Consider the following 25,947-nt stretch of genomic DNA (forward strand, 5'->3'; position numbering starts at 1 on the left):
AGGAGGTAACCCCATCCTCTATTGATTCAAGTCAACTGACGCACAGTGCCGTCGTCACAGTTTGACTAAATGCGTTTATTTACTGCGACATGAAATTCACCACGATACTCTGCAGTACGCGCCATTCTCAGTACAATAATTCAACACCTTTGCAATCTACTCGTTCAATTCGATGACAAATCACTACTAAAAATTCAAAAAAACACATCATAACAAGCTAATTTAAAAGGCATTTATCCATTAAACATAAAAAAACACTATCCAAATAAGAAAACTGTGGTTAGATTAAAAATTAAAACTAAAAAGCGAAGGAGAGAGGCATGGAAATTATCGTACGTCCAACGACCGTCGAAGACGCAGCGGCACTCGTAGAAATCTATTCACAACCAAAAGCACAACGTGAAACCCTGCAACTCCCAAAGCCTTCGCTCGCGATGTGGGTGGAAAGGTTGTCAAACATACCTGATGGTGTTTATAGCTATGTCGCTGAAATTGATGGTAAAGTCGTCGGAAATATTGGCTTTCACCACTCTCTACGTCCAAGAACGATGCACACGGCATCGTTTGGCATCGGAGTACATGATAGTTTCCATGGACTCGGTATTGGTAGCAAATTGATAGAAACAGTCACTGAACTAGCAGATAACTGGTTAAATGTGAGAAGAATTCAGATAGAGGTCAATGCCGATAACGACGCCGCCATTGGGCTTTATAAAAAGCATGGATTTCAAATTGAGGGTGAAGCGATTGACGGTTCCTTCCGTGATGGTGAATTCATCAATACCTATTACATGGCGCGCATCAGACCAGGCCAAAGATAAAACAAAGCCTCCTACTAATTGGAGGCTTTTCTTTTTAAACTTCGACTCACTTTCGTAAGTAAGCCAACGCTCTGCGAGTCAATGCTTCTGTGTAGGGATTGATCTTCCAGTGGTCGGGACTCCAACCTTTCACAAATCGCTGAAAGTCTGCCCAAGCCACAGCAAACAAAGGACGCCATTCACGCTCGACTTCATTAGGGTCAAGATTCGGTTGATAGACCATTAGCGCGTGTTGCAACTGAGCAAAATACGTATCCAAAACCCAAACTTCCATCTCTGCACAACGTTCTGGCTTAACGGCGCTACTCATAAACAGTGCCACATCTTTCATGGCACACCCGCATCCAATGTATTGAAAGTCAACCGCAGCAACGCTTGATTCTTCTTCATCAAAACAGAAGTTCGCCAATTTGGCATCACCGTGTATTAGTGTTTTAAACTTAGCTTGCGAAAGCGTTTGATCAATCAATTGAGCCGCATTTTGTAGCTCAGTGTCTTGCAATGCTTTAAGCTCGTCGGGTCTGGTTGCTAAGTGCCAGTATGTTCCGGTATGCCACAACTTATCCGAACGAACATCGATGTATCGCGCATGAAAGTTCGCCAACCAAGTGAGGCAGGCTTGTATATGCTCTAGCTGTGCATCTGTGATGACTTTTGGAAAGCCCACCTCGGCGAGATCTTCCATCACAATGAGCCATTCATTCTCCGATTGGAACGTTTTTAGACCTTGTGGTACTCGGCAGCGAGTATCCACCCCTCCGGAAAAATACTCATACCAATTCACTTCCACCTGATAAGAGTGCAACTTTCTTTGATGAGAACGGTCCGTATTCCAGCCTCTAGGATGCTCTGAAGGCTTAGGGAGTTTTACATGCTTAATGATCACCGAACGAGTAGAATAAGTAACTCGGACTAACTCTCCATAGCCTCCCCATAGCGATTGTATGACTTCTACAGAGCGGTAATTACCTAGATTGAGTTCCTGGCCAATAGTTTGGTAGCGTTGGTGGTTGTTACTCATCATGCGAGCAGATGTGACCACGTTTGGTTCTTCTCCATGTAGTGAATAACATATGGGCAAACTGGTTTTATTTGATAACCGAGTGACTCAATTTCTGGCAACACCGCTTCCATCATCACTTTTCCGTACCCCTTACCTCGCAGTGCTTCAGGAACAACCGTTGATGTAATGTGCATGACATTACCCTTAAGCTGATAAATTAACTTGGCTTTATAGCCCTGCTCTAAATCAACCCAGAATGTACTATTCGTGGCTTCATGAGTTACTTTATGCATATCTTGCTCTCTAATTTTTGTTACAGATTGATTGAATCAAACTATATCACTGAATAAAATCGATACCATGCGAGAGTGCTGCTTCGCCTCACGCGATTACCTTCTTACATCAGGTACGACAATTATAATGAGAAATATGAGCCCAATTGCCAGAGACGGCAAGCTACCTCTGCAAAGCAAGAAGGCACCAGAACGTCAGGCAAGTACATTAAATAGCACCGATGCAATGGCAATGGTCGAACATGGCAGTGAAGTGAGCTTAAACGTCACCACCCCCGTTGGTACAAAGTTTATTACAACCAGCACATTTGTTGGCTGTCACTCAAATAATACTGCATTGATAGAGGTTCCGAACATCTCCGATGAAGACTTGAAGTTCTATTTTCAAGAAGGCTTTTGGGTCAATGTAAAAGCCTACTCTCATCGAGGTGAAGGGGCCGTTATCCCATTTCGGGCCCAATTACAGCATCGACTAGGCGATCCGTACCCAATTTTGGTGCTAGACCTACCCAACACTATGCAGGTCTTTCAGCTTCGCAAAGAAGTGCGTTACGAAGTAAATTTGAGAGCGCGTGTTTGTTTAGAAGCCTATCGAACTGAATGCGAAATAAGAGATTTATCTCGTAGTGGCTGTCGTTTTGTAACATCACCAATGAGCCGGCCACTTCAGGTTGGTGACCACGTTTCATTGGATCTAACGATGCCCGGAGAAAGTCGTATGCTAGCGCCATTGCGAGGTCGTATTTGTAATTTACAAAAATCAACGCACTATGCTCGCTACGGAATGGAGTTTGATGAGGTTGGTAAAAACAACGCTAAAAACCTCCTCAGTCACCTCAAATTTGATGGTACTAAGCTCACACTAAAAAGATAGATTTGATAACCCCTATCGCTTATCAAGAAGCTTTGAAGTGCTAGAAAACAAGAAACCCCTTACTTTTCAGTAAGGGGTTTTTATTTACTAAGAATAAGGCAGTATCTTAGATAAGAGTCATGACTTAGAAGTCGTAACGTAGACCTAGCGCTAGCTCATCTTTTTCAGCCGCGCCTTCGTTATCCATTAGATCGAAGTTGTATGATGCGTAGCCACGGAAGTTAGGCTTGAAGTAGTAAGTTACATCAACAGCTAGGTTTTCTACAGTATCTGCGTCTTCTAGTTCACCTTTGTTGAACGTAGAAGTGAATACAGTTTGACCCATAGTGTAAGCAGCGGCTAGTTCGTAGCCTTTGTAATCAAAAGTCTTACCTGCAACATCCATATCCGCGCCAGTGTAGTTACCAGCGAAGTAGAAGTCACCTACAGAGTATGCAGCTACCAGCATGAACTCATCGCTGTCGTTTTGATCTGCGTAACCAGCACCTAGTTCAAAACCAGTGTTAGCAAACGCGTAAACACCAGATAGAGAGAAGCCATCTTCCTCGTTGTCTGTAAAGCCTTGTGCATCTGTTGTGCGATCAGCAAAACGGTAGCTTGCGCGTACAGCTAGTTGCTCGAATTGGCCTTTGTAAGACAGCATGTTATCTGTACGGTCAGAAACAGGCAGTTTAAGTGCTGCTGTGTTACCGTGGTAAGCCATAATGTCAGTAAAGTCAGTAAGAACCACTAGTGCGCCGTCGTTTTTACCGTAAGTTACTTCACCGTATTTGCCACCCAGACCCGCATAAGCGTAACGAGTTTCAAGATCACTATTGTTATCTACGGCACCTTCTTCTTTTGTTTTGAACTCACCTTCCCAAAAACCAACGCCGTATAGGTTTTCATTGATTTCCTGTTTGCCTAGGAAGTTAAGACGGATGCGAGTACGGTCTTCTGCCTTACCATCCATCATAGAAAGACGCGCTTCAGCGCGGCCGCCCATCTCAAGAGAAGTGCCATCTTGGTTGTATAGTTCTGAAGCGACAACTTGAGATCCTGATGCCATTAGCGCCACTGCTACAGCTAAAGTTTTTAATTTCATTGTTATTTTCCATATCATTGTTTTATATGTGTTTTCTCACCAGAAAAACAGGACTTTTCTGTACCAACGAGAAAACTGGCGGCATAGTAGCAGCTGTTATTTTTCACGCAACGTGTTGAATAAACAGCGCTTATAGAAGAAAACACCACTTAAAATGACGATATGAATACCTCTCAACCATCAAGTTATCGGTTGAGTTAAAAAAAATGTTCGCGTCAAAAAAAAATTGACGAAAAAAATGTAAAAACAATATCACAAAACGTGATATTGCCCGCAAAAAAATCTTGTTAACTGACTGTTTTAGATAGACTTATTGATAATAAATCCGATTATTACAAACAAAAAAATCCCTGAGCATTCACTCAGGGATTTAGAGATTTGATAAGTAGATGATGAATTAAAGCTTAAAGAAACTTAATTGCTCTTTCTGCTTCTCTGCAAGTAATGAAAGCTCAGTACTCGCACTTGCACTCTGGCTGATGCCCGCTACATTTTGGTTTACAAGCTCCGACATGTTAACCACGTTGCGATTGATATCTTGAGTAACTTGAGACTGCTCTTCGGCTGCGGTTGCTACTTGCGTGTTTGAATCGTTGATGTTGGCGACCGACTCGGTAATTCCAACCAACGCGTCATTCGCTTGTTGCGTCAGCTCGTTGTTGCGGCTAAGCATATCAAGGCTGACTTGCATACTGTCATTCGCCAGCCCAGACTGCGCTTGAAGCTCTTCAATGATCGTTTGGATCTCTTGTGTCGAGTCTTGAGTACGCGCTGCTAGCATGCGTACTTCATCAGCTACTACCGCAAAACCACGACCAGATTCACCAGCTCGCGCCGCTTCAATCGCAGCATTCAATGCTAGCAAGTTGGTCTGCTCAGATACGCCGCGAATCACTTCAATAACATCGTTGATCTGTACAGATTGCTCTTTTAGACGCAAAACAACTTGCGCTGCATCGTTCAATGCTTGAGACATTTGCGCACTTGCTTCCGCACTTTCTTGGAAGATAGCCAAACCTGATTGAGCAAGTCCATCAGCTTCACGCGCGGTTGCGTCAGCAGAGGTCGCGTTATCACTCACATTATTCGCAGTGCTTGCAAGCTCGTTAACCGCAGATGCAACTTGCTCGATCTCCGCCAACTCTTGTTGAGCGTTCGCTTCCGCTTGCGTCATTACCGCAGCCAATTCGGTCGATGCAGATGCAACTTCCTCACTAATACGGGTTAACTGGTCCACAGTGTTGTATAACTGCTCTGCGGTTTGGTTTACATCTTTGCTCAGCTTAGAGATCTCATTGTCCCCATCGACATCTGCACGTACTGATAGATTACCCATTGCTAACTGACGCATCACTTCTTGCAGTTTTTGGATTGGTGTAACAATCATGCCAGATAGGAACCAAGCGCCTATCAGTGAGAAAGCAAATACCGCTAAAACCGTCAACATAGCGTTATTTTGCACACGTTCATTTTGCTGATGGCTTCTGATAGTAGATTGTTCAGCTTGCTCGTTTACATGCTTTGATAGCGTGTTAATTTGTTGGACCATTTCTCGGCCAACATTGCGATACTCTTTGACAAATGCACGGTACTCGCTATCCGATTTCAAACCTTGATCGTATTGGTTGAAGAAAGCAACTGAGCGCTCTGAATATCGCACATAGGATTCAATTGCTTGGCGAACTTTAACGGCATCGTCACGGAATAGATTTCGGGCTTCAATTGCGCTTAAATCGGCATCAACTTGCTTTAAGCCTTCTTTCAATTCGGTTAGAAAATTCTCACGAAGAGAAGCATCGTAAATAGCGTAAACCGCGCTTATGCGCAGAGGGTAAATTTGGTCGTCAATACTCGCCAATGTGTCTTTGTGAAAAACCAAAGATTCTTGGTTGGAAGCAATAACATCTTGCTCTGCTTGAAGATTGTTTTTAGTAATCCAAAGAGCAATAAACAAAACAATCGCGGTAAATAATACCGGAACCAAAATTTGCGTTCGTACTGACAAATTTTTCAGTGATAACTGCATGACAGGGCCTCAGTTGTATGCGTGATGTCTATATCCAAACAAACTCGAGCTGTGCTTATAACAACGTTACTTTTCGGCAGTTTGAATATCTATGCTTCCTTGCGACGGGATAAATCCCAGACGAATAAACAAGTGGCGAATATTAGAGGTCGATCACACTTTTGTCTAGTACAAAAACTCTCCATTTTCAATCTGTTATTGACAATATCCCGACAGTGGCGTCGGGATATTGTCGTTATGATAAATTATGATCACTTATGATGAGATACATTCACATTTAGGACGGTTTCAGCCTATTTTCTCAACGAATTGAGCTTGGCTTGGGCAAGGCCAAAAATGGTATCGATTGGATAAGAGCCTTCATCGGTTGGCTCACCAGCAACTTTCCCCGTAAACAATTCGATAGCTTCAGTAACATGGTCAATCGCCCAAATATTAAACTCGCCTTTTTCGACTGCTTTCACGATGTCGGAACGAAGCATTAGATTGTGAACATTAGAGCGCGGAATAATGACCCCCTGCCCGTCATGACGACCTTTAATTACACACACATCATAAAATCCTTCGATCTTTTCGTTTACGCCACCAATAGGCTGAGCTTGGCCAAATTGATTCATCGACCCTGTTATCGCAATGTCTTGTCGGTTTGGTTGCTTTGAAAAAGCAGACACAACCGCACATAACTCAGCCATGCTGGCACTATCACCATCAACACCACCATAAGATTGCTCAAAGGTAATGGTTGTAGTTAATGGCACTCGTGCCGTTTTACCAAATACGGAAGATAAGTAGGCAGACAAAATCATCACGCCCTTAGAGTGAATACTGCCTCCCAAATCCACGCTTCGCTCGATATCGATAACATCCCCATCACCGTAACACGTCGTCGCTGTGATGCGATTCGGTGCACCAAACATGTAGTCACTAGTGCTCAATACCGAAAGTGCGTTCACTTGGCCTACGGCTTCTCCTTCGGTGCGAATCAGCGTTGTGCCGTTAATAAAGGTTTCCATTACGTTATCGCGTAATCGGCTTACTCGCATTTCTTGGTTATTGAGCGCCTCTTCAACATGCCCAATACGGATCATGTTAGAGTTGGCTTGACGAGCAACGTAGTTCGACTCTCGAAGCAAGTTGGCGATATTAGCCGAATGTAGAGATAGCTTGGATTGGTCGCCAGACAAACGTGAGCTGTATTCGATGATCCGAGCAATGGCTTTACGATCGCAATGCAGCATATTGTTGTCATGCACCACGCTAGAGATAAAGCGCGCGTAATGCAGCTCAGACTCCGGCGTACGTTTCATTTCATCTTCGAAATCTGCCGTCACACGGAACAGCTCGCTGAACTCTGGATCGTAATGTTGGAGTAATTGGTAAGTTCGGTAATCACCAAATAAGATAATTTTGATATCAAGCGGAATCGGTTCAGGATCGAGTGATACCGCCCCCGTCAATGTGACTTCTTTTTCTAGAGACGTAAAACTCAATTGACGAGCACGCAATGCGCGCTTCAAACCATCCCAAACGTAAGGCTGTTCAAGTACTTTCTGAGCATCCATTAATAGAACGCCGCCATTCGCCTTATGCAAGCTCCCTGCACGAATCAGCGAGAAGTCGGTAAACACCGTTCCCTTGAAAGTGGCAGTCTCAATCGACCCGAAGAGTGAATGATAATTGGGATTTTCTTCAACAACGATAGGAAATTCGCTGCTTTTACGGCTTACCAAGACGTTCACTTTATAACGACGTGGCAATTTTTTATCCAAGGATGCCGTCGCAATTTCGCCTTGCTCGCCACTTTGGTCAAGGAAGATATCTGCGTTTTCAACAATATCTTTTTGCAGCTCAGTTAAGTAGGTTTTGATTTCGGAATATTGCGCGTAATCCACTTTGAGTTTTTTGATGAAGTGAGTAATCACATCAAGTGTCACTTCATCATTGAGCTTTTTGATTTTATCGCTGTATGTCTCTTCCCACTCCGTAAGCTCACGAACCATCGAGCGCAATCTCACTTCGAGTTCATCAATAGCATCGCTGAATTGCTCTTGTTCTTTTTTGCTTAGTACATCAAAAGACTCTTCCGTATGAAGCTCATCACCGTTCATGGCGACAAACTGATAATCCCCCTGCGTAGTCAGTGTTAGGCTGATGCCCTTTTCTTTTGCCTCTCGACTAATACGATCCAGCTCGTTTTGTTGCTTAGCTGCCAATTGATTTTTTAATCGCTCAGCGCGGCTAAAGTACATTTCATTGTCGAATGCTAGGGGTAAAGCATTCAATAATTTGCCCATTAAAGCTTCAATATCAACACGTAGCTTATTTCCGATACCACAAGGCAACTTTAATACCTTTGGTGTACGGGTATCCTCAAAGTTCGCAACGTAACACCAATCAAACAGGGCTGCTGCATCGTGCTGGTGACGATTCAGATAGCGCAAGATCATGGTGCGTTTACCTAGCCCATTCTGACCAATGGCGTAGATGTTATACCCTTTCTCTTTGATGGACATCGCAAACTCGACCGCTTTTTGCGCGCGCTCTTGGCCCACGATTTCATCAATTGGAGGTAACTCCTTGGTCGACTTACATGGCATATTCTCTAGATCTGCTACAGAATATAGCTGCTTAGCTTCCAATCTTAGTATTGCCATATCCACTTCCTTTTTTCTTATTTTCGTTATTTGAGTGTAGAGATTATTTGCTTAATTTTAAGTGATTTACCTTCCACCCTAGATTGATTGGACATTTTATGAACACATAAGTGATATTAACACGCACTTGCAATTGATAATCAATTTCATTTAATATCTAAACAAATCAAATGTTGTGGAGATGGATATGAATATTGAGCAATGCTGGATGCGCTACTTAAAAGCGGAGCAACTGATGGAACAAGGCCATTGGCCAGAAGCTCATCGTTTATATGACGACGTGCTCAACAATCTACCCAACCACATTCATTTAGCGCTAGAAAATGCACAAACTAAACCTTGCCAGTTTGTATGTCTCATTACGGGACTTAGAGATGCTAGCGTGACGCAATCAGAGATTCTCAACAAACTCGGCTTACAGCATGATGCGTTCTCAATACTCAATCAAACTTACGCGCTATTTCAATTTTTGCAGCTAGAGAGCCATGAACTGATTGAGCGCGTAGGTCACCTACTTGGTCAACAGAGCGAAGACTTATTAGCTCACATGGCGGCATTTTGCTCTGCCCAACGTAATGCTCAATGGATGATAGAACTCGAGCACGTAACGCGCGCGCATGAGCAGTTCTTACATTTGCAAGCAATGAGTTCGGCAAAAGCTTCGCCTTCTCACCTGTATAATTAATCTAAAGCTCAAGCATTGAGGCCAGCTAGGTTTGTACTGTCCATTGCTTGAGTATCATTTGCTTTATCAACCACAAGGATCTGTGATGTCTTCTAAAACCATTCTTTCGGTGAACAACCTATCAGTCAGCTTTACGACAAACGATGGGATCGTCGATGCAGTAAAGAATGTTAGCTTCGATTTAAAAGCAGGCGAGACGCTGTCCATCGTTGGCGAATCTGGCTCTGGCAAGTCAGTATCAACCAATGCACTGATGAAACTACTGCCAGACAACGCTATTTTGCATGAAAACTCATCCATCATGTTCGAGGGTAGCTCCATCTTGGATAAAGCAGAGCGTGAAATGCAAAGTATTCGCGGTGATCGCATTGGCATGATTTTTCAAGAGCCGATGACCTCACTAAACCCGTACATGCGGGTGGGTATCCAAGTCGCTGAGGCCATCATGTGTCACCGCCCGGTCGACAGACGAACAGCAAAAGCAAAGGTGTTAGAGCTGTTTGAATTGGTTCATATGCCAAACCCAGAAAAAGCGTACAACAAGTACCCACACGAATTTTCTGGTGGTCAATTGCAACGCATCATGATTGCGATGGCACTGATTAACGAGCCCGATATTTTGATCGCCGACGAACCTACAACAGCGTTGGATGTCACGGTTCAAGCAGAAGTGTTGCACCTGATTAAAGAAATTCAGGCTCAGATGGGCATGGCAATCCTATTTATTACTCATGACTTAGGCGTCGTAAAACACTTTGCAGACCGTGTCATTGTGATGTGTAAAGGAGAAGTCGTCGAAGAAGGCGAAACGCAAACACTCTTCGAGGACCCAAAGCACGAATACACACGTATGCTAATCAACTCGATTCCTAAAGGCAGTAAGGAGCCTATTAGCGAAAGTGCTACACAGCTTTTAAAGGCCGACGATATACGAGTCAAATTCTTGGTAAAGTCGCATTTTATTGCGAGCAAGAATGAGTACTTCGAAGCGGTAAAAGGCATTTCTCTTGAGCTTAAACAAGGAGAGACCCTCGGGATCGTTGGGGAGTCCGGTTCAGGTAAGTCTACACTCGGCCGAGCTTTGATAGGTCTACTGCCCTCAACTGGCAAAATAGAATATAAAGGCCAAGATATGGCCTTGCTGACAAACAAAGAACGTTTTGAGCTGAAAAAAGACGTTCAGATGGTATTCCAAGACCCTTATGGTTCGCTTTCTCCTCGTATGACTATCGGCGAGATCATCTCAGAAGGATTAACTGTCCACCAACCAATGTTGAGTAAAAAAGAACGTATGCAGAAAGCGCGCGACGTGCTCCGTGAGGTCCGCTTAGATCCCGCGTCCATCAACCGTTATCCGCACGAGTTTTCAGGAGGCCAGCGTCAGCGTATTGCTATCGCGCGAGCACTGATCCTTGAACCTTCGTTTATTCTGCTTGATGAGCCAACCTCTGCATTAGACCGCTCGGTGCAACTGACAGTGATTGACCTTCTGAAAGATTTGCAGAAAAAACACAATATTGGCTACTTGTTTATTAGCCACGATCTATCAGTAGTTAAAGCACTCTCTGATCGTGTTCTAGTCATGCAAAAGGGCGAGGTCATGGAGCAAGGTACGGCCGAAAAGATTTTCCAAAACCCTAAAAATGACTACACGAAAAAACTGATAGATGCCTCATTTGATCTTGAAAACAATGAAAATCAGCACAATGCGGCTTAGGTTCATCACAGTTTCATATTCATAAACTAGGATTAAGAAAAGGTGATAAATTCATCTTGTCTTAAGAATGGCGTAGCTGCCTTTCGGTTTGGCCGCCGAGACTGGTTGGTTCAAGAGTCAGACTTAGTCAACCTGGCTCAAATACTGGCAAACAGTATGAATTGAGTTCCCCCAACCATGAAAAATGCCGCGACACTGTCGCGGCATTTTTTTATTCTCAGAAGTTTCTAACAACTAGGGCATTAAATCGACTCAATACCCATATTATGTAACGTAAATGCATACACGTCTGTGGTGAGGTCAATTTGCTTACTCAGCGGCATTCCTGCACCATGACCGGCATTAACATCAATGCGTATCAATACTGGATTAGCGCCTTGCTGTTTGTCTTGCAGCTCCGCAATAAATTTGTACGAATGTGCTGGCACAACTCGGTCGTCGTGATCAGCAGTTGTCACCAAGGTAGCAGGATATTGCACGCCTTCTTTTACATTGTGAACAGGAGAGTAACCAAGCAAGTATTGGAACATCGCTTCGCTTTGCGAAGACGTGCCATAGTCATACTTCCAGCCTTCTCCAGAAGTAAACGTGTGATAACGCAGCATATCAAGCACGCCAACCGCAGGCAGCGCGACTTTGAATAGTTCAGGGCGTTGCGTCGTACACGCTCCAACTAACAAACCACCATTAGAACCACCGCGAATCGCTAGGCGATCCGAGCTAGTGTAGTCGTTTTCAATCAGGTATTCCGCCGCCGCAATAAAGTCATCAAACACGTTTTGCTTTTGCTGCTGAGTGCCTGCGTTGTGCCAGGCTTTACCGTATTCACCGCCGCCTCGCATGTTGGCGACAGCGTATATACCACCCAACTCTAGCCAGTTGGCTACATTGCCAGAAAACATTGGAGTGAGGCTGATGTTAAAACCGCCGTAACCATACAACATGGTTGGTGATCTACCATCAAGTGCAACGCCCTTCTTGTATGAAATGATCATCGGAACTTGCGTGCCGTCTTTTGAGGTGTAAAACACCTGTTTTGATTCATACTCATTACGATCGAACGGTGCCTTTGATTCCTGAAACAGTGTGGATTCACCAGATTCGACATCAAATGAGAAAATCGTCGGAGGCGTCACGTAGTTAGTGAATGTGTAATAAAGTGTGGTTTCTTCTTTTTTACCCGCCAGACCATAAGCCGTGCCTTCTCCCGGCAATTGTACATCTCGAATCCACTCACCTTGGTAGTTAAACTGCTGCACTTTAGAAAGCACATCTACCATATAAGTCGCAAACAGATAACCGCCACCTTTGCTGATTTCTAACGGCTGTTCTTGTTCAGCAATCACGTCAGCCCATTGTTCTGTCTGAGTGTTGTAGCTGACAACTTTGCCATTCGGCGCGTCTAGGTTGGTGTAAAGCAGCAAGGTTGCGTCTTGGCTATCAATTAAGTAGGTGTCGCCTTGCGTTGTCTCGCGCAGCGTCACAATTGCCTGTAACTCAGACTGTAAATCAATATAAAACAGACGATTACCCGATGTAGATTCTGCGCCAGAGATAATAAGGAAGCGATCATCTGTCGTCGTCGTACCAGACACATAACGATGAACTTGCGTATCCAACTCACCAAAAATCACTTTATCTTCAGATTGAGGGGTACCAAGTTCATGATAATAAAGCTTGTGATGCTCAGTTCGAGCAGACAACTCGCTGCCTTGCGGCTTATCGTAGCTTGAGTAATAGAAGCCTTTGCTGCCCAGCCAAGAAATCGACGTAAACTTCGCATCAACAATCTCAGGCTCTAACTGTTCTTTGGTTTCCGTATCAATGACAAAGATCTTACGCCAATCACTACCCCCTTCTGAGATGGAATACGCGACCAAACGGCAGTCTTTAGAGAAGCTGACTTCGCCAAGAGAGGTCGTGCCCTCTTCGGAGAAAGTATTTGGATCAAGGAAAACCTCGGCTTCTCCCTCGCCTTTACGTCGATACAATACGCTTTGGTTTTGCAAACCGTCGTTTTTGTAGAAGTAGGTGTAGTCACCACGTACAAATGGCTGGGAATATTTTTCGTAGTTTTGACTGTTCGCCACTAAGTCACGGATTTGTTGGCGGTACGGTATCTGACCAAGGAAATCGAAGGTGACCGAATTTTGACCCGAAACCCATTGTGCGGTTTCTTCACTGCGATCATCTTCTAACCAGCGATAAGGGTCGGCAATGTCGTGACCAAAATAAGTGTCCACGACAGAATCTTTACGTGTTTTTGGGTAATGCATAACGTCCGTGTTACTCCGTTGTTTTTATTAAATTGTTTATCTTCAATCGTTTTATTGCGGTGATTACCTTAGAGCACCCAATTTTGATTTCAACGACATTGTTTTAAATCTATGAAGAACCTAGAAATAATGAGATATCGTTAAGTACCGGTCACGAATGTGCTCAATAAGCAGCTTCACTTTGTTCGGTGGTTGACGAGTAAACGGATACACCGCGTAGATACCCAACTTTTTACCTACTAGTTCAGGAAAAATATCCACCAGTTGGCCATTGCGAATATCATGATACACCAAGCATCGCGGGACGTAAGCTATACCATGGCCGCCCAGAGCGGCTTTACGTAATGCGGTCGCGTTATCAGTAGAAAAGCAGCCCGATACTTTGACGATGTAATTGCCATCTTCTCCTTTAAACTCCCAATCCGTTGCACCTGTGGTTTGGTAAGCGTATTGCAGACAATTGTGCGTGGTGAGATCAATCGGCTCGATCGGTTTCCCATTTTTAGCGATATATGAAGGGGACGCGCATACCACCCATTGGGAATCGAGAATATGTCGTGCGATCAAACTGGAGTCGGCTAGGTAGCCAGTTCGAATGACTAAGTCGTAACCATCAGCCACTAAATCGACAAAGCGGTTATCCAATGACATGTCCACGGTCAGACCCGGATGAAGGTTACAAAACTCGGCAACAGCATCAGCAAGTATCAAATCTCCAGAGATACACGGCACGGACATTTTTATATGACCGCTCACATTCTCTCCAAAGCCTGCAACAGCATCCATAGCCTCCTGAGTGGCCTGCTTCACATTTTTAGCACTGTGGAGTAACACCTTACCTGCCTCGGTCAAGGTTAATTTGCGCGTTGTTCGATATAATAGCTGAGCCCCTATTTCTTCCTCCAACCTCGCCATTCTTTTGCTAACTACCGAATTTGTAAGGTTATTTGCCTCTGCAACCTTACTAAAGCTGCCAAGTTCGATTACTTGAGAAAATAGGATTAAGTCGTCTGCTCTCATACCATTATGTCACTTTTGGAATTAATTATTTTCATTATTTCCCTATATCAACAAAAAATAAAGGAGTAAATTCACGCCAAATTAACAAAACCATTACAACAAAAAGTCACCTCTACAGCGGATTGACACCGTTCGAGAAGTCAGCGTACGAAGGATGTACAAATGAGTGAAACCCTACTTGCCCTAGTGGCATTTTCGCCAATTGTTGTTGCCGCCATCTTATTGGTTGGTCTCAACTGGCCTGCTAAAAAAGCCATGCCTGTTGCGTTCGGTCTAACCGTCGCTATCGCACTTATGTTTTGGGATATGTCAGCCAATCGCGTACTGGCTTCCGTATTCCAAGGACTCGGCATTACTGTCTCTGTTCTATGGATCGTGTTTGGTGCCATCTTCTTGCTCAACACTTTAAAACACACTGGAGCGATCACCACAATCCGTAATGGATTTACCGATATTTCGGCTGACCGCCGTGTACAAGCCATCATCATTGCTTGGTGCTTTGGCTCGTTCATTGAAGGCGCATCTGGGTTCGGTACCCCGGCAGCAATCGCTGCACCACTGCTGGTTGCAATCGGCTTCCCTGCGCTAGCCGCTGTCCTAATGGGCATGATGATTCAGTCTACGCCTGTTTCATTCGGCGCGGTAGGCACGCCTATCATCGTAGGTGTAAACAAAGGTTTAGACACCCATAACATCAGTGAGTCGTTGGCCGCACAAGGTGCAACGTGGGAAATGTACCTGCAAGATATCACAGCGCACGTTGCTGTCATTCACGCAGTCGTAGGTACGATGATCCCAGTATTAATGGCGATGATGTTAACACGCTTTTTCGGCAAGAACAGAAGCTGGAGTGAAGGCCTGGATATTCTACCATTTGCGCTATTCGCTGGTGTCTCTTTCACCGTTCCATACGCGTTAACCGGCGTATTCTTGGGCGCAGAGTTTCCTTCACTTATCGGTGGTTTGGTTGGTCTGTCTATCGTTGTTACCGCAGCGAAAAAAGGCTTCTTAGTACCAAAGACTAAGTGGGATTTCGAAAGCGAAGACAAATGGCCTGCAGAGTGGTTAGGCTCGCTAAAAGTCGATCTAAACGACAATCCGGGCAAGCCAATGAGCATCGTAAAAGCTTGGGTTCCATATGTAATGCTGGCAGTTATTCTCGTCGCAAGCCGCGTTAGCCCTGAGCTGAAAGGCTTTGTACAAAGCGTAAGTTTGTCGTTCAGCAACATTCTTGGTGAGACTGGCGTTAGCGCTGCTATTCAGCCGTTATACCTTCCTGGTGGCATTCTGGTGTTTGTCGCACTACTTGCTGCAATGTTACAAAGCGGCAGTGTAAAGCCATTGCGTGAAGCGTTTGGCGAGTCAAGCAAAACACTGATTGGGGCGGGTTTTGTCTTGGTATTTACCATTCCGATGGTTCGTATCTTTATCAACTCAGGCATCAACGGTGCTGACCTAGCAAGTATGCCCGTCACAACCGCAAACTTCGCCTCTGACCTTGTTGGTTCTGCGTTCCCAGCGCTGAGTGCCACCGTTGGTGCACTGGGTGCGTTCATCGCTGGCTCAAACACGGTATCAAATATGATGTTCAGCCAGTTCCAATTCGAAGTGGCACAAACGTTGTCTATTTCGAGTGTGATTGTTGTATCACTCCAGGCCGTCGGTGCTGCTGCAGGTAACATGATTGCGATTCACAACGTTGTTGCCGCATCAGCCACGGTAGGTTTGCTTGGTCGAGAAGGCGCAACATTGCGTAAAACGATTATCCCTACGTTCTACTACATTGTAATGACAGGCATTATTGGATTGGTGCTGATTTATGGCTTCCAAATGACAGATGTCTTAATGAAGTAACGCGAAATGCAGGGTTTACAGCCCTGCCTAATTTGACACAGCTGTCTGCACTACTACCCCGACATGTTGATTTAGCTTGCTACATCAATTCCCCCGACAGCTGTGTCACCCTTTCCAGTTTGCATAACTGATTGAGTGATTTAATAAAATTTTTCAACCAATTATGTAAATGGGTTACCAACATCACCGATTCAAACGTAAGTGAACCATAGGTAACTATACTCATTTTGATGTCTTCACTGCTTTGCGATGAAGGCTCAACGAAAGAGCAAATTGCTCCACAACTTTGCTTAGAATAACCGCTAGGACACCATTATGATTATCTCAGCTTCTACTGACTACCGCGCTGCCGCGAAAGCCAAGCTTCCCCCGTTTCTATTCCATTATATTGATGGCGGCTCTTACGACGAACGCACGCTGAAGCGTAATACTGACGATTTAGGTGATGTCGCTCTTCGCCAACGCGTCCTACGCGATATGACAGATTTGAGCCTCGAAACCGAGATCTTCGGTGAGAAACTGGCAATGCCAATCGCGCTAGCTCCTGTTGGTCTAACTGGTATGTACGCGCGCCGAGGCGAAGTGCAAGCAGCAAAAGCAGCCGAGAAAAAAGGCATCCCGTTTACTATGTCGACTGTTTCGGTTTGTCCGATTGAAGAAGTCGCACCTGCAATTGAACGTCCAATGTGGTTCCAGCTTTACGTACTTAAAGACCGTGGCTTTATGAAGAACGTACTTGAGCGTGCAAAAGCAGCAGGCGTAACAACGCTGGTGTTTACCGTTGATATGCCAGTTCCTGGCGCACGTTACCGTGACATGCATTCAGGTATGAGTGGCCCTAACGCGGCCATGCGTCGTGTATTCCAGGCGATGCGCCACCCAAGCTGGGCGCTGGATGTGGGTCTACTTGGTAAACCGCACGACTTAGGTAACATCTCAACTTATCGTGGCGAACCAACAAAGCTAGAAGATTACATCGGCTGGTTAGGCGCAAACTTCGACCCTTCTATCTCCTGGAAAGATCTTGAGTGGATTCGTGATTTTTGGGATGGTCCAATGGTTATCAAAGGCATTCTAGATGAAGAAGACGCGAAAGATGCGGTACGTTTCGGCGCGGACGGCATTGTGGTATCTAACCATGGTGGCCGTCAGTTAGATGGCGTACTTTCAAGCGCTAAAGCACTACCAAGCATTGCGGATGCGGTAAAAGGTGATCTTAAGATCTTCGTAGACTCTGGTATTCGTACTGGTCTTGATGTCGTTCGTATGCTCGCACTTGGTGCAGACTGTACGCTTCTTGGCCGTTCATTTGTGTACGCATTGGCAGCACAAGGCGGAGCAGGCGTTGAAAATCTACTGGATCTGTACGATAAAGAAATGCGTGTAGCAATGACGCTGACTGGCGCTAAGTCTATCGCGGATCTTTCACGCGATTCGCTAGTGAAAATCCCATAATCTTTGCAATCGAGCAAAACAGAAACGAAAAAACGAGCCAACAGTGGCTCGTTTTTTATTGCTCTTCAACCCGATAATTTGACGAGCAAGCTAGCTAACTTGGTGAACGTACTCGATCACGACTTGGTTTCCGTCGATAAACACGTTACTGATATCGCCATCCACCGTCACACGATTTTGTAAATAAACGGTACCAGATGCAGATAGGTCACGCTCCGTCAAAGACGGAATCACCTGACCAGGACGTACATGTAGCTGCTCGCATAGCTGTTTTACAAAACCTAGCGTCAGTGGAGAATTACCACGTAACAAGCCAGAAAACTCGTGTAGACTCAAACCAAGGCGCTTCGCCATTTCCATTTGAGTGATGTGCATTTTGGCTTTTTGTGACATCCAGATGTCGTAGAGCGCGTTTCGATCCAGCTCTGTAAATTCCATATCTGCCTCCGCTAATTCAAGAGCCAATACACTCTCACACTTACTTAAGATAAATGTTAGCGATAAGTCAGAGAAGTTATAATTGATCGTCCAAATATCAACCCTCAATCATTGGTAGCGTACCTCTGAACATGCATGAGGCGGTCGCTCAACAGAACATTGAGGTGACTCTCTTGTCATCGGAAGGAAAAGTCCATCTCGGACGGTTTAGACATAAGTAAATGATTTAAAGGAAATCACTGGGGTGAAGGAGTAATATCTGCTACCTTTCCTTCCATGGTTCACTAGAAATAAGTTACATATGCCACAGTGGTTTACCGAATTACAAAGCTACATTGAAACGTCTCATCAAAATTGGAGTGGGAGCGTCCTTTTCATTACGCTCGCTAGCTTTATAGCTTGGATAGCTTGGCGGCTGATTCGCTCTCGCCTCGCTGCGCTCGTAGAGAAAACGCCCTTCCACTGGGATGATATGTTGCTTGATGCGCTAAAAGCGCCAGTCAGTACACTCATTTGGTGTTGGCCAGCAACCGTCTCTATCGGCATCATATTGGAGAGCGAGCTCAACGATAAAATAAACTGGTTAAGTACGCTGAAACTGATTTTAATCATCAGCATCTTCGTATGGACCGTTATGCGGCTCATTACCAATGTTGAAGAGCATGTTCTCGAACAAAAGAACCGAGATGAAACAACAGTACAAGCGATAGCTAAGGTCGCGCGCCTGTTCTTTATTACCGTCGGAATTCTAACCGTAATGCAGGCATTTGGTCTGTCACTATCGGGCCTCCTTACCTTCGGTGGTGTTGGTGGTTTGATCGTCGGTTTAGCGGCGAAGGATTTGCTGTCTAACTTTTTTGGAGGTCTTATGATCTACTTCGATCGTCCATTTAAAGTTGGCGATTGGATCCGTTCTCCAGACCGACAAATAGAGGGGACAGTAGAACGCATTGGCTGGCGCATGACCATTATCCGAACTTTCGATAAGCGTCCACTGTATGTACCAAACTCAGTGTTTAGCAGCATTGTCGTAGAAAACCCATCTCGCATGCTGAACCGACGTATCTACGAAAAAATTGGACTTCGTTACGACGATGCAGAAAAAATGCCGCAAATTATCACCGCGGTAAAAGAAATGCTGAAAAATCACAAAGACATTGATGCACGCCAAACACTTATCGTTAATTTCGATACATTCGGTCCATCATCATTGCACTTCTTTATCTATACCTTTACTAAAACCGTGAATTGGGTGAGATACCATGAGGTTAAGCAGGACATACTGCTTAAGGTAATCAACATCATTAAAGAACACGATGCAGATATCGCGTTCCCTACTCAGACGCTTAAGCTTGATCCTATACAAATGGTAAAAGCGGAAGAGCAAGAAGATCACGGCTTCTAGTTTTCACCAATACCCAAATAATCAAGCCCGCTATGTTTAAGCGGGCTTTTTATTTTTCTTCGCATGAAGTGGTTATTGTTGCGTTAACACCATACGTGCATTCAGCGGTTGGATTGGGCGATTGTTTTTCCCCATTACTTCCGAAAAAGATTTTATCTGCTCAGGAGAAATAGTTTGTGCTTCTTTCATCACCAACCAACGCACACCTTCAGAGCATGGTGGTGTCGTTAGTGAGCCGTTAAAGCGGTAGTAGTCTTTATCACTTGGGATAAGGGCATCCGCATCAAATGGAACCTTGATGGTAACATCTTGATCTTTAGTTGGAATGTTAGCTAGCATCTTAGCTAAATCTGGGTTCGTGTCACCCAGTTTAAAGAACACCGCGACAACAGCTAGATGACCTACTTTGTCGGCATGCACAAAGTGTACTTCTAGTGGGTATTCTTTACCATCCACATGGTTTTCAGATGGCGTATGGAAGTGGAACTGTTTCAACGTAAACTCTTTACCATCAATGGTGAGTGTGTTTTTACCTTCTAAACCAGTCTGTAAAGTGTGACCATTGTTCAGCAGTGAAATTGCCTTTCCTTCGTAGTCGAAATTCAATTTTTCTAGCTTCGCTTCGGTCGCCGATTCAATGTTGATTGGGCTCTGGTTTTGACCTTTCGCGCACTCAGATGCAAACTCACCCCAATGAGCTGGCCCATGGTTTCCCTCGTAGCCCCAGCTTGCTGCATAAGCTGTTCCTGTAAATACCAGTGCCAAACCTAATGTTGTTAGTGACTTCTTCATCATTTTCCTTATTTCTGAAAGTTAAATTCCGTGAGAATAAAGCCATACTAATCTCACAAAATTAAGCAGTGACAGAGTGAAAACTATGATTACAAAAGATTTTTGGAATAGAAGCCTCTAATGATGTAATTGACATGATGCTCAAAATTGAACGTCAACGATTATTGAGTCGGTGTAAGTACCTGCAGGAGGGGTCGTTTGGCTGGTTAGTATCTGCGCGCGATAATTATAATTCTGTGGAGTGATACCATCAGGAATGGAGCCGCCAGTATCGACGTCACTGTGTTCACGACGTTCAGAACTGGTTCCTCCCCAGCGCTCCATCGTTGATGACTTATAGATTTCATACTCCAAATAGTGACCACTAGAAATCATTCGCCGCTGACCGCCGGACGCATTTAGGCCGTCATTCAAGCCAATGGAGAAGGAACTATTCTTGGTACAAGTTAACGATATAACCTGACTGACTGGTTCAAAACCGGCCACTAATGGGGACGAACCAAAATCAATATCTGGCGCTGTGATCATACAATCAGGGGTCACTTCCAACTCAACCGTAATCACGCTTTGAGCGCTGCCATTGGCGCGGCCAATGCATACCCCTAGAACCCCGATACCCTTACAGTAATCCCAAATCCAGGATACGGTGATTTGGTCTTTATAAGTCCCAGCGGAAAGATTACTACCCACTCCCGTCCGAGCATAGAGCGGAAACTCGGCTTGAGTGCCAAACAACCCGAGTAAATCGATTAACCCGATTTCAAAAAAATTGTAAGTTTGGCCGAATACATACTCTTGTGAAAGACCTGGATCGCCAAAAATCTGATAGCTGAGCTCCGAACTCGGATCATCCTCATTTAATAGCAAACCATTATTTATGCTGTTAAACGTTGCTGATACGTAGTCGCCACTTAACAAAGACACAAGTGTAGAAAAGTCACACGTAATCCCCGCATGAGGCTGAGCTGAGCTTTGCTGCTGAGAGCTTGAAACAGTAAACGAAGAAACATTGCCAAACAAGATTAAAGGTGTTGCCGCCGTGAGCTGACAAGCCATTGTCGAGCACGAGAAAAAGAGAAGTAGGCTAGCAAGCCAGCGGCGCAAAATCATAGTGCGGCCTCTTCTTCGGCTTTGATACAAACCTGCTCAGGCAATGTTTGTATTTTTTGACTCTCACGCTGATACAACCCCTCAATAAACACTTTACATGGCGGCTGTCCTTGAGGATAAAACTGAATGTAGCGGCCTGGGTCAACGCCTTCAAAGTAGGTAAAACCATCCCAACCAATTTGGCTTGTTAAGCCCGTTTCTGAGCGGCCATATGTACCAATCGGAAGGAACAAATGATTTTCGTCTACCACCGTCATGCTCAGTGCAACTTGTAGCTCTATTGGGAACTCTAACAGGTAGCCGTAGCCCGAATGTATCGAAGCAAACTGCTCTGTTGCAGAAAACGCAGCATTGGCAGGTAAATTAAGTGGATCGATTTCATATTTGGCGGTGTAATACGCCGTAGCCCAAGGAACAAGTAAGTAACCTTCATCGTCTGTCACTCCGACAATTTGATTTTCATATTTAACCGGAATACCTTCAAAACCACTGGTGCTCACCACTGCGAAGCTGTCATACACTTCATTCGCCGGGAATATTTCTCCATCCAACGTAGAGACCGAACCTGCCATTTCCGCAAAATAATCATAGTCGCCACTGGTGCCATTTAACCCCGCTCTGAACTGCGCCCATGACGCACGGTAGGTCAAATCGGCCTGTTTACGGTTTTCTGGGTGTTCGTTAATATCATGCGCTAAATTGACGCCCCACCCACCTCGTATTGGCGCAAGGCGGCTGTAACCCACTCGCCCTCTAACATCGCCATCATCCTCTCTTTTCAGCGTTAACCCCGAACTTCCCCCCAAAGAACTGAAAGGTAGAGAGAATTGCGCCAGCGTAACACTCTGACCACCAATACTATGGTTGTAAGAAAGGGACATATTGATATTAAAAGGCAGAGCGTAGCTATAAGTAAGATTTAGGGTACGTGAATCTGAGTCGGATTGTTGAATATCAAAGTACCCACCAGAAAGTGAGCCCCAATCTCCCAAACGCACTCCCATATTGATTTGTGATAGATGGCGCGACGCGAGTGAAGCGTCCTTGCCTTCATCGAGCATTTCGTAATTTGGTAAATGAGATAAGGTATAAAAGTCGGCTTGTTCTACTTGAGTTCGAGCAGCGAAGCTAAACAACCGAGACTGATAACTATAACCTAGCGCATATGAGGTAGATTGATCCTGAAAATTACTCACACGAAACGAGGCATCCACCGTACCCAAGTTGAAAGCATTGGTGACAAAGCCCAACCCCGCAACGATCAGGTCATCTTTTGCTTCAGCTTGAGCTTCTAATGTTAACCAATCAGTCATGCCATGACGCAGAGCGGTAACCACGCCACCGTCTCCATAGTCGTTAGATGCATTACCGAAGTTTTCTCTGATCGCACCAATACTCGCACTGTAAGATGTAAATCCGGTCTTGAGTAGATCGGAAGAGAGAAAAAATGGGCTGGTCATGACCGTTTGCTTACCTTGAGCATCCGTTGCAATTACCGTTGCTTCCCCAGCACCAGAGAGCATTGGAATATCGTTAATAATGAAAGGACCGGGCCCAACATTCATTGAGTCAGTTTTAAAGCCATTGATAAACAAATCTAACGTAGTGGGCGCAGTGACCTCACCGTAAAATGCAGGTAACGGCGTCGTCACGACATCCGGACGCATAGAGAAATCATGTGACAACTGAATACCCGCCAGTCTTACTGGTTGGCTCCAAGATAAAGGGCGAACAATATAGTCCCCTACCTCTATACGAATTCGCTTCTCTTGATTGACGTACTCGTAACTCGTATCAAAACGAGTGTACTGGCTGCTTTGCTGGGACTGAACATCGCGATGAAAGTTAGATTTAAATATCCCGGTAGTAGAAAAAACGCCAAACTCAGAAAAGGCTCTGACTTCATGATTTATAGAAACCTCCTTTTGTCGGCTTTCGTTCTCGTACACACCAAATACGTTGTAGTTAAGCAGGCCACCACGCCCAAACTGAGCCGGGGAAAATCGCCCCATATCCTGCGCTGATAAGCTCTGCATCGGTAACCAATTAGGCGGTACGTCAATTGCAAGTTACAATGACGATTGCAAGTAACGCACGTTAACACCTGGGATAGACGTAACCTCAAGTCTCTCTTCGGTTCCAGGCAACGACGTGGCGGTAACCCCAACTGAAATGAGGTCCTCCCGGAGCAAAAAGAACTGATCGCCAACTCGCTCAACTTTCGCAACAAGCCCTGTTGCTCTTTGATTGATCACCAACTCCAGATTGAGGCTAATATTCTCAAACTTTTCTAATGAGAAATTTTCAGGACTCGGTAGCTCAGAGAAGTGGTTTGCTGAATTTGCACAAAGACCAATACTGCTCCACGTTACGCTAAGTAATACCAACCAAAAGAAAGCATTCATTGTATTAAATCTATTCATTATTGCTTCAATGGTATTTGGTAACGTTTACCTCCAATATTCGCGCTCAAACTCAAGGGTCTGACATTACTATGGGGAATAGACCAAACCTTATACTGTTCAGGAAGAATATAGCCAGCTAGTCCATCGGAAATAACGACAGGATCTTTATTTGGTAGATTCAACTGTAAATTCACTAAGCGAACATGGTGTTTTCCTGAATTTTTAATGTGAACAAAACGCTGATTATTTTTCTTAATAAACTGTGCCTGTAAATCACCCCATAATTCACTGTCACGGTTTGGTTTTTGAGTATCAGTCAGCCCTTTCCCGTAAATAAACAAAGGTATCGAGTAACGCATTCGGACTTTTACAGCGAGTTCATTTTCCGTCAATTCTGTTTGAGGGTTTTGAGTTGGCGGTAATTCATCTATGATCACTCGGTATGCATACTCCTTACCCGCAGAGGCCTCATCTTGGTTGATGATGCGGATTAACTGCTTTTCACCTGGTTCAATTTTGACAAACGGAGGAGTTGCAATTAACTGGCTTTGACTTGAATAGCTATCTTCTCCTTCGTTTTGTTCCCACTTAAAAATTCTCACTTGCAAATAAGAATCAGCACTGCCTTTATTCACCATCCAAAGTGACGTTGCATTACTCTCCTCTGATATTTTGGGGTAAATCGGCCAAATTAATAATGAGTTAGCATTGGCATTTGAGAAAAAAACAAAAAGGAAGGTTATTAATAATAGTTTTTTGAGTATGAATTCCATTTCACCCCTCCAAAGTTCACTTACCACTCTAATGTCAGCGTAAGCGTATCCATATAAATTCCAGCCATTTCATTCCCATTTATTGTCGCCTTTGCCCAGATAGGAAACTGAATATTATCTGGGTCTTGGTCGGTATCGACGGAGTATTGCGTGTCAATATCAAGCACCTGCGTATAATTTAGATCTTGAAACAAAAAGTAATCTACCGTTGTCGCTTCTTCACTGTGCTTTAGCTTACGTACACCGTCCAATGCATTCATCCCGCCATTTACGGAAACATTCATCGTAATACCCGGAGTACAACTTAATGTGAGTGATGAACTGTAAGTGATGCTGCCTTGTACTTCCGTCGCGTAAACTGAAGAATGCTCACCAAAATCTAACGTGCCTATTTGCCCGGCTTGGGTTGCGCTTTCTTCTTGTACTGCGCCGTTAATCAAACAACCTGTATCTACGGTGGCAGACACCTGAAAAGTTTGTGTCGCATCAGCCAGCACAGTTAAAGAACACAAACTCATCGCGACAAGTGAAAAGCCCCTAACAACCAGCGTCACGTTTTACCAGCTTAGCGTCACACTGATGGTATCGGAGTATGTGCCGGCAATGCTGCTCGTACCGTAAGCTTTCGCAAAAAGCTCAATAGTTTGCGATGTTGCACTAGTAAATTCAGACAGAGCTACCGTCCCGCCTTGTATAATTTGTGTGCTTCGGTCTGAATCGGTAAACAACGTATAATCAATAAATTGCGCGCCATTTGACATCGCGTAGGTACCAACGGTCGCACTTGCATCATACAATCCGGTGCCCAATGTAAACGTCGGTGTCACACCGTTACTACAAAGCACTTCAATACCCGTCGCACTACCACCATTTACCACACCATCTTGTTCACTGAAGATTGCAGGCACGTCTCCAAAGGCAAGTGAGCCAAAGCCAACGCCAGAAGCTGCATCTACCGCATTATTTCCATTAATCACACAACCTTGTACAAGGTTAATTGAAACATCAATCGTACCGCTCACTGACGCTCCATTCGCTTGCCAACTAAATGAGGTTAAGAGCAGAGGCATCATCAGATAAAATCTTTTCATATAAAGCTCCATTTTTACATTCCACTGTATATCGGTAACCTTTTTATTAGTTATAGCTCAATTATGACAAACCAAATGCATATAAAATGTAAAACAATAAAAAGAAGCAGGATAAGGATAAAGACGAACAGAAAATAAAAACATTAAACTTAAAAATGACGATTTTTAAGC

20 protein-coding genes and 1 pseudogene are annotated in these 25,947 nt (G+C 44.5%); 7 read left to right on the forward strand and 14 right to left on the reverse strand.

Translation table 11 applies throughout. The annotated features are described in order from the left end of the window. Positions 1-320 precede the first annotated feature (320 nt). Positions 321-821 (forward strand): GNAT family N-acetyltransferase, encoded by a 501-nt coding sequence (locus tag R7Z78_RS02240; RefSeq protein WP_017820512.1) that lies wholly within the window; start codon positions 321-323, stop codon positions 819-821. A gap of 46 nt (positions 822-867) precedes the next feature. Here the strand turns inward: R7Z78_RS02240 and R7Z78_RS02245 are convergent, their stop codons facing one another. Then, on the reverse strand, positions 868-1,845 hold the full coding sequence (locus R7Z78_RS02245; protein WP_104976441.1) for a phosphotransferase: 978 nt from the start codon (positions 1,843-1,845) through the stop codon (positions 868-870). Then, entirely contained in the window at positions 1,842-2,117 is a 276-nt protein-coding gene (locus R7Z78_RS02250; RefSeq protein WP_104976440.1) for a GNAT family N-acetyltransferase, read from the reverse strand. Before R7Z78_RS02250 ends, R7Z78_RS02245 begins: the two co-directional genes overlap by 4 nt. 127 nt (positions 2,118-2,244) lie before the next feature. Here R7Z78_RS02250 and R7Z78_RS02255 point away from each other — a divergent pair, with 127 nt between their 5' ends. Next, on the forward strand, positions 2,245-2,991 hold the full coding sequence (locus tag R7Z78_RS02255; protein ID WP_104976439.1) for a flagellar brake protein: 747 nt from the start codon (positions 2,245-2,247) through the stop codon (positions 2,989-2,991). A gap of 124 nt (positions 2,992-3,115) precedes the next feature. Here the strand turns inward: R7Z78_RS02255 and R7Z78_RS02260 are convergent, their stop codons facing one another. The 3 genes from R7Z78_RS02260 to R7Z78_RS02270 form a co-directional block, all read right to left on the reverse strand. Then, positions 3,116-4,075 carry a porin gene (locus R7Z78_RS02260; protein WP_064354918.1) on the reverse strand — a complete coding sequence of 320 codons (960 nt, stop codon included), beginning with the start codon at positions 4,073-4,075 and terminating at the stop codon, positions 3,116-3,118. Positions 4,076-4,472: 397 nt separating this feature from the next. After that, complete coding sequence (locus R7Z78_RS02265) at positions 4,473-6,101, reverse strand: methyl-accepting chemotaxis protein (protein WP_104976438.1); 1,629 nt, start codon at positions 6,099-6,101, stop codon at positions 4,473-4,475. Between the two features lie 293 nt (positions 6,102-6,394). Beyond that, complete coding sequence (locus R7Z78_RS02270; RefSeq protein WP_005375118.1) at positions 6,395-8,755, reverse strand: Lon protease family protein; 2,361 nt, start codon at positions 8,753-8,755, stop codon at positions 6,395-6,397. A gap of 187 nt (positions 8,756-8,942) precedes the next feature. Here R7Z78_RS02270 and R7Z78_RS02275 point away from each other — a divergent pair, with 187 nt between their 5' ends. Both R7Z78_RS02275 and R7Z78_RS02280 read left to right on the forward strand, forming a co-directional pair. Beyond that, positions 8,943-9,440 carry a hypothetical protein gene (locus R7Z78_RS02275; RefSeq protein ID WP_017635485.1) on the forward strand — a complete coding sequence of 166 codons (498 nt, stop codon included), beginning with the start codon at positions 8,943-8,945 and terminating at the stop codon, positions 9,438-9,440. Positions 9,441-9,525: 85 nt separating this feature from the next. Further along, on the forward strand, positions 9,526-11,157 hold the full coding sequence (locus R7Z78_RS02280) for an ABC transporter ATP-binding protein (RefSeq protein WP_104976437.1): 1,632 nt from the start codon (positions 9,526-9,528) through the stop codon (positions 11,155-11,157). A gap of 242 nt (positions 11,158-11,399) precedes the next feature. Here R7Z78_RS02280 and R7Z78_RS02285 read toward each other — a convergent pair whose 3' ends face one another. Both R7Z78_RS02285 and R7Z78_RS02290 read right to left on the reverse strand, forming a co-directional pair. Continuing rightward, on the reverse strand, positions 11,400-13,433 hold the full coding sequence (locus R7Z78_RS02285; RefSeq protein ID WP_104976436.1) for a prolyl oligopeptidase family serine peptidase: 2,034 nt from the start codon (positions 13,431-13,433) through the stop codon (positions 11,400-11,402). Positions 13,434-13,553: 120 nt separating this feature from the next. Further along, positions 13,554-14,453 (reverse strand): LysR family transcriptional regulator, encoded by a 900-nt coding sequence (locus tag R7Z78_RS02290; protein WP_005375112.1) that lies wholly within the window; start codon positions 14,451-14,453, stop codon positions 13,554-13,556. Positions 14,454-14,615: 162 nt separating this feature from the next. On the opposite strand from R7Z78_RS02290, the gene R7Z78_RS02295 reads away from it, so the two are divergent. Together R7Z78_RS02295 and lldD are read left to right on the forward strand one after the other, a co-directional pair. Beyond that, the gene (locus tag R7Z78_RS02295) at positions 14,616-16,307 is read left to right on the forward strand and encodes an L-lactate permease (RefSeq protein ID WP_005375111.1); all 1,692 of its coding nucleotides are present in this window, start codon (positions 14,616-14,618) and stop codon (positions 16,305-16,307) included. A gap of 315 nt (positions 16,308-16,622) precedes the next feature. Continuing rightward, positions 16,623-17,762, forward strand: a complete 1,140-nt coding sequence (lldD, locus tag R7Z78_RS02300; protein WP_005383962.1) for an FMN-dependent L-lactate dehydrogenase LldD — start codon at positions 16,623-16,625, stop codon at positions 17,760-17,762. A gap of 90 nt (positions 17,763-17,852) precedes the next feature. Here the strand turns inward: lldD and R7Z78_RS02305 are convergent, their stop codons facing one another. After that, positions 17,853-18,200, reverse strand: a complete 348-nt coding sequence (locus tag R7Z78_RS02305) for a helix-turn-helix domain-containing protein (RefSeq protein ID WP_005375109.1) — start codon at positions 18,198-18,200, stop codon at positions 17,853-17,855. Between the two features lie 301 nt (positions 18,201-18,501). Between R7Z78_RS02305 and R7Z78_RS02310 the strand changes: the two genes are divergently transcribed. Continuing rightward, on the forward strand, positions 18,502-19,605 hold the full coding sequence (locus R7Z78_RS02310; RefSeq protein WP_005375107.1) for a mechanosensitive ion channel family protein: 1,104 nt from the start codon (positions 18,502-18,504) through the stop codon (positions 19,603-19,605). Between the two features lie 72 nt (positions 19,606-19,677). On the opposite strand, the gene R7Z78_RS02315 is transcribed toward R7Z78_RS02310, so the two are convergent. From R7Z78_RS02315 to R7Z78_RS02340, 6 genes and pseudogenes are all read right to left on the reverse strand, one after another. Next, positions 19,678-20,397, reverse strand: coding sequence for a carbonic anhydrase (locus R7Z78_RS02315; protein ID WP_017635489.1), 720 nt, complete (start codon positions 20,395-20,397; stop codon positions 19,678-19,680). A gap of 141 nt (positions 20,398-20,538) precedes the next feature. Beyond that, positions 20,539-21,453 carry a spore coat U domain-containing protein gene (locus tag R7Z78_RS02320; RefSeq protein WP_213895949.1) on the reverse strand — a complete coding sequence of 305 codons (915 nt, stop codon included), beginning with the start codon at positions 21,451-21,453 and terminating at the stop codon, positions 20,539-20,541. Positions 21,454-21,503: 50 nt separating this feature from the next. Continuing rightward, positions 21,504-23,912 (reverse strand): annotated as a pseudogene (locus R7Z78_RS02325) (fimbria/pilus outer membrane usher protein). Positions 23,913-23,929: 17 nt separating this feature from the next. Then, positions 23,930-24,685: a molecular chaperone gene (locus R7Z78_RS02330; protein ID WP_053303865.1), complete on the reverse strand. Its 756-nt coding sequence runs from the start codon at positions 24,683-24,685 to the stop codon at positions 23,930-23,932. A gap of 20 nt (positions 24,686-24,705) precedes the next feature. Then, a complete protein-coding gene (locus R7Z78_RS02335) occupies positions 24,706-25,203 on the reverse strand; it encodes a spore coat U domain-containing protein (protein ID WP_017635493.1) in 498 nt (165 codons plus the stop codon). A gap of 39 nt (positions 25,204-25,242) precedes the next feature. Continuing rightward, positions 25,243-25,788, reverse strand: coding sequence for a spore coat U domain-containing protein (locus R7Z78_RS02340; RefSeq protein ID WP_021035866.1), 546 nt, complete (start codon positions 25,786-25,788; stop codon positions 25,243-25,245). Positions 25,789-25,947: the final 159 nt, after the last annotated feature.

Source organism: Vibrio sp. 1167, from assembly GCF_033340375.1.
Lineage (GTDB): Bacteria > Pseudomonadota > Gammaproteobacteria > Enterobacterales > Vibrionaceae > Vibrio > Vibrio alginolyticus.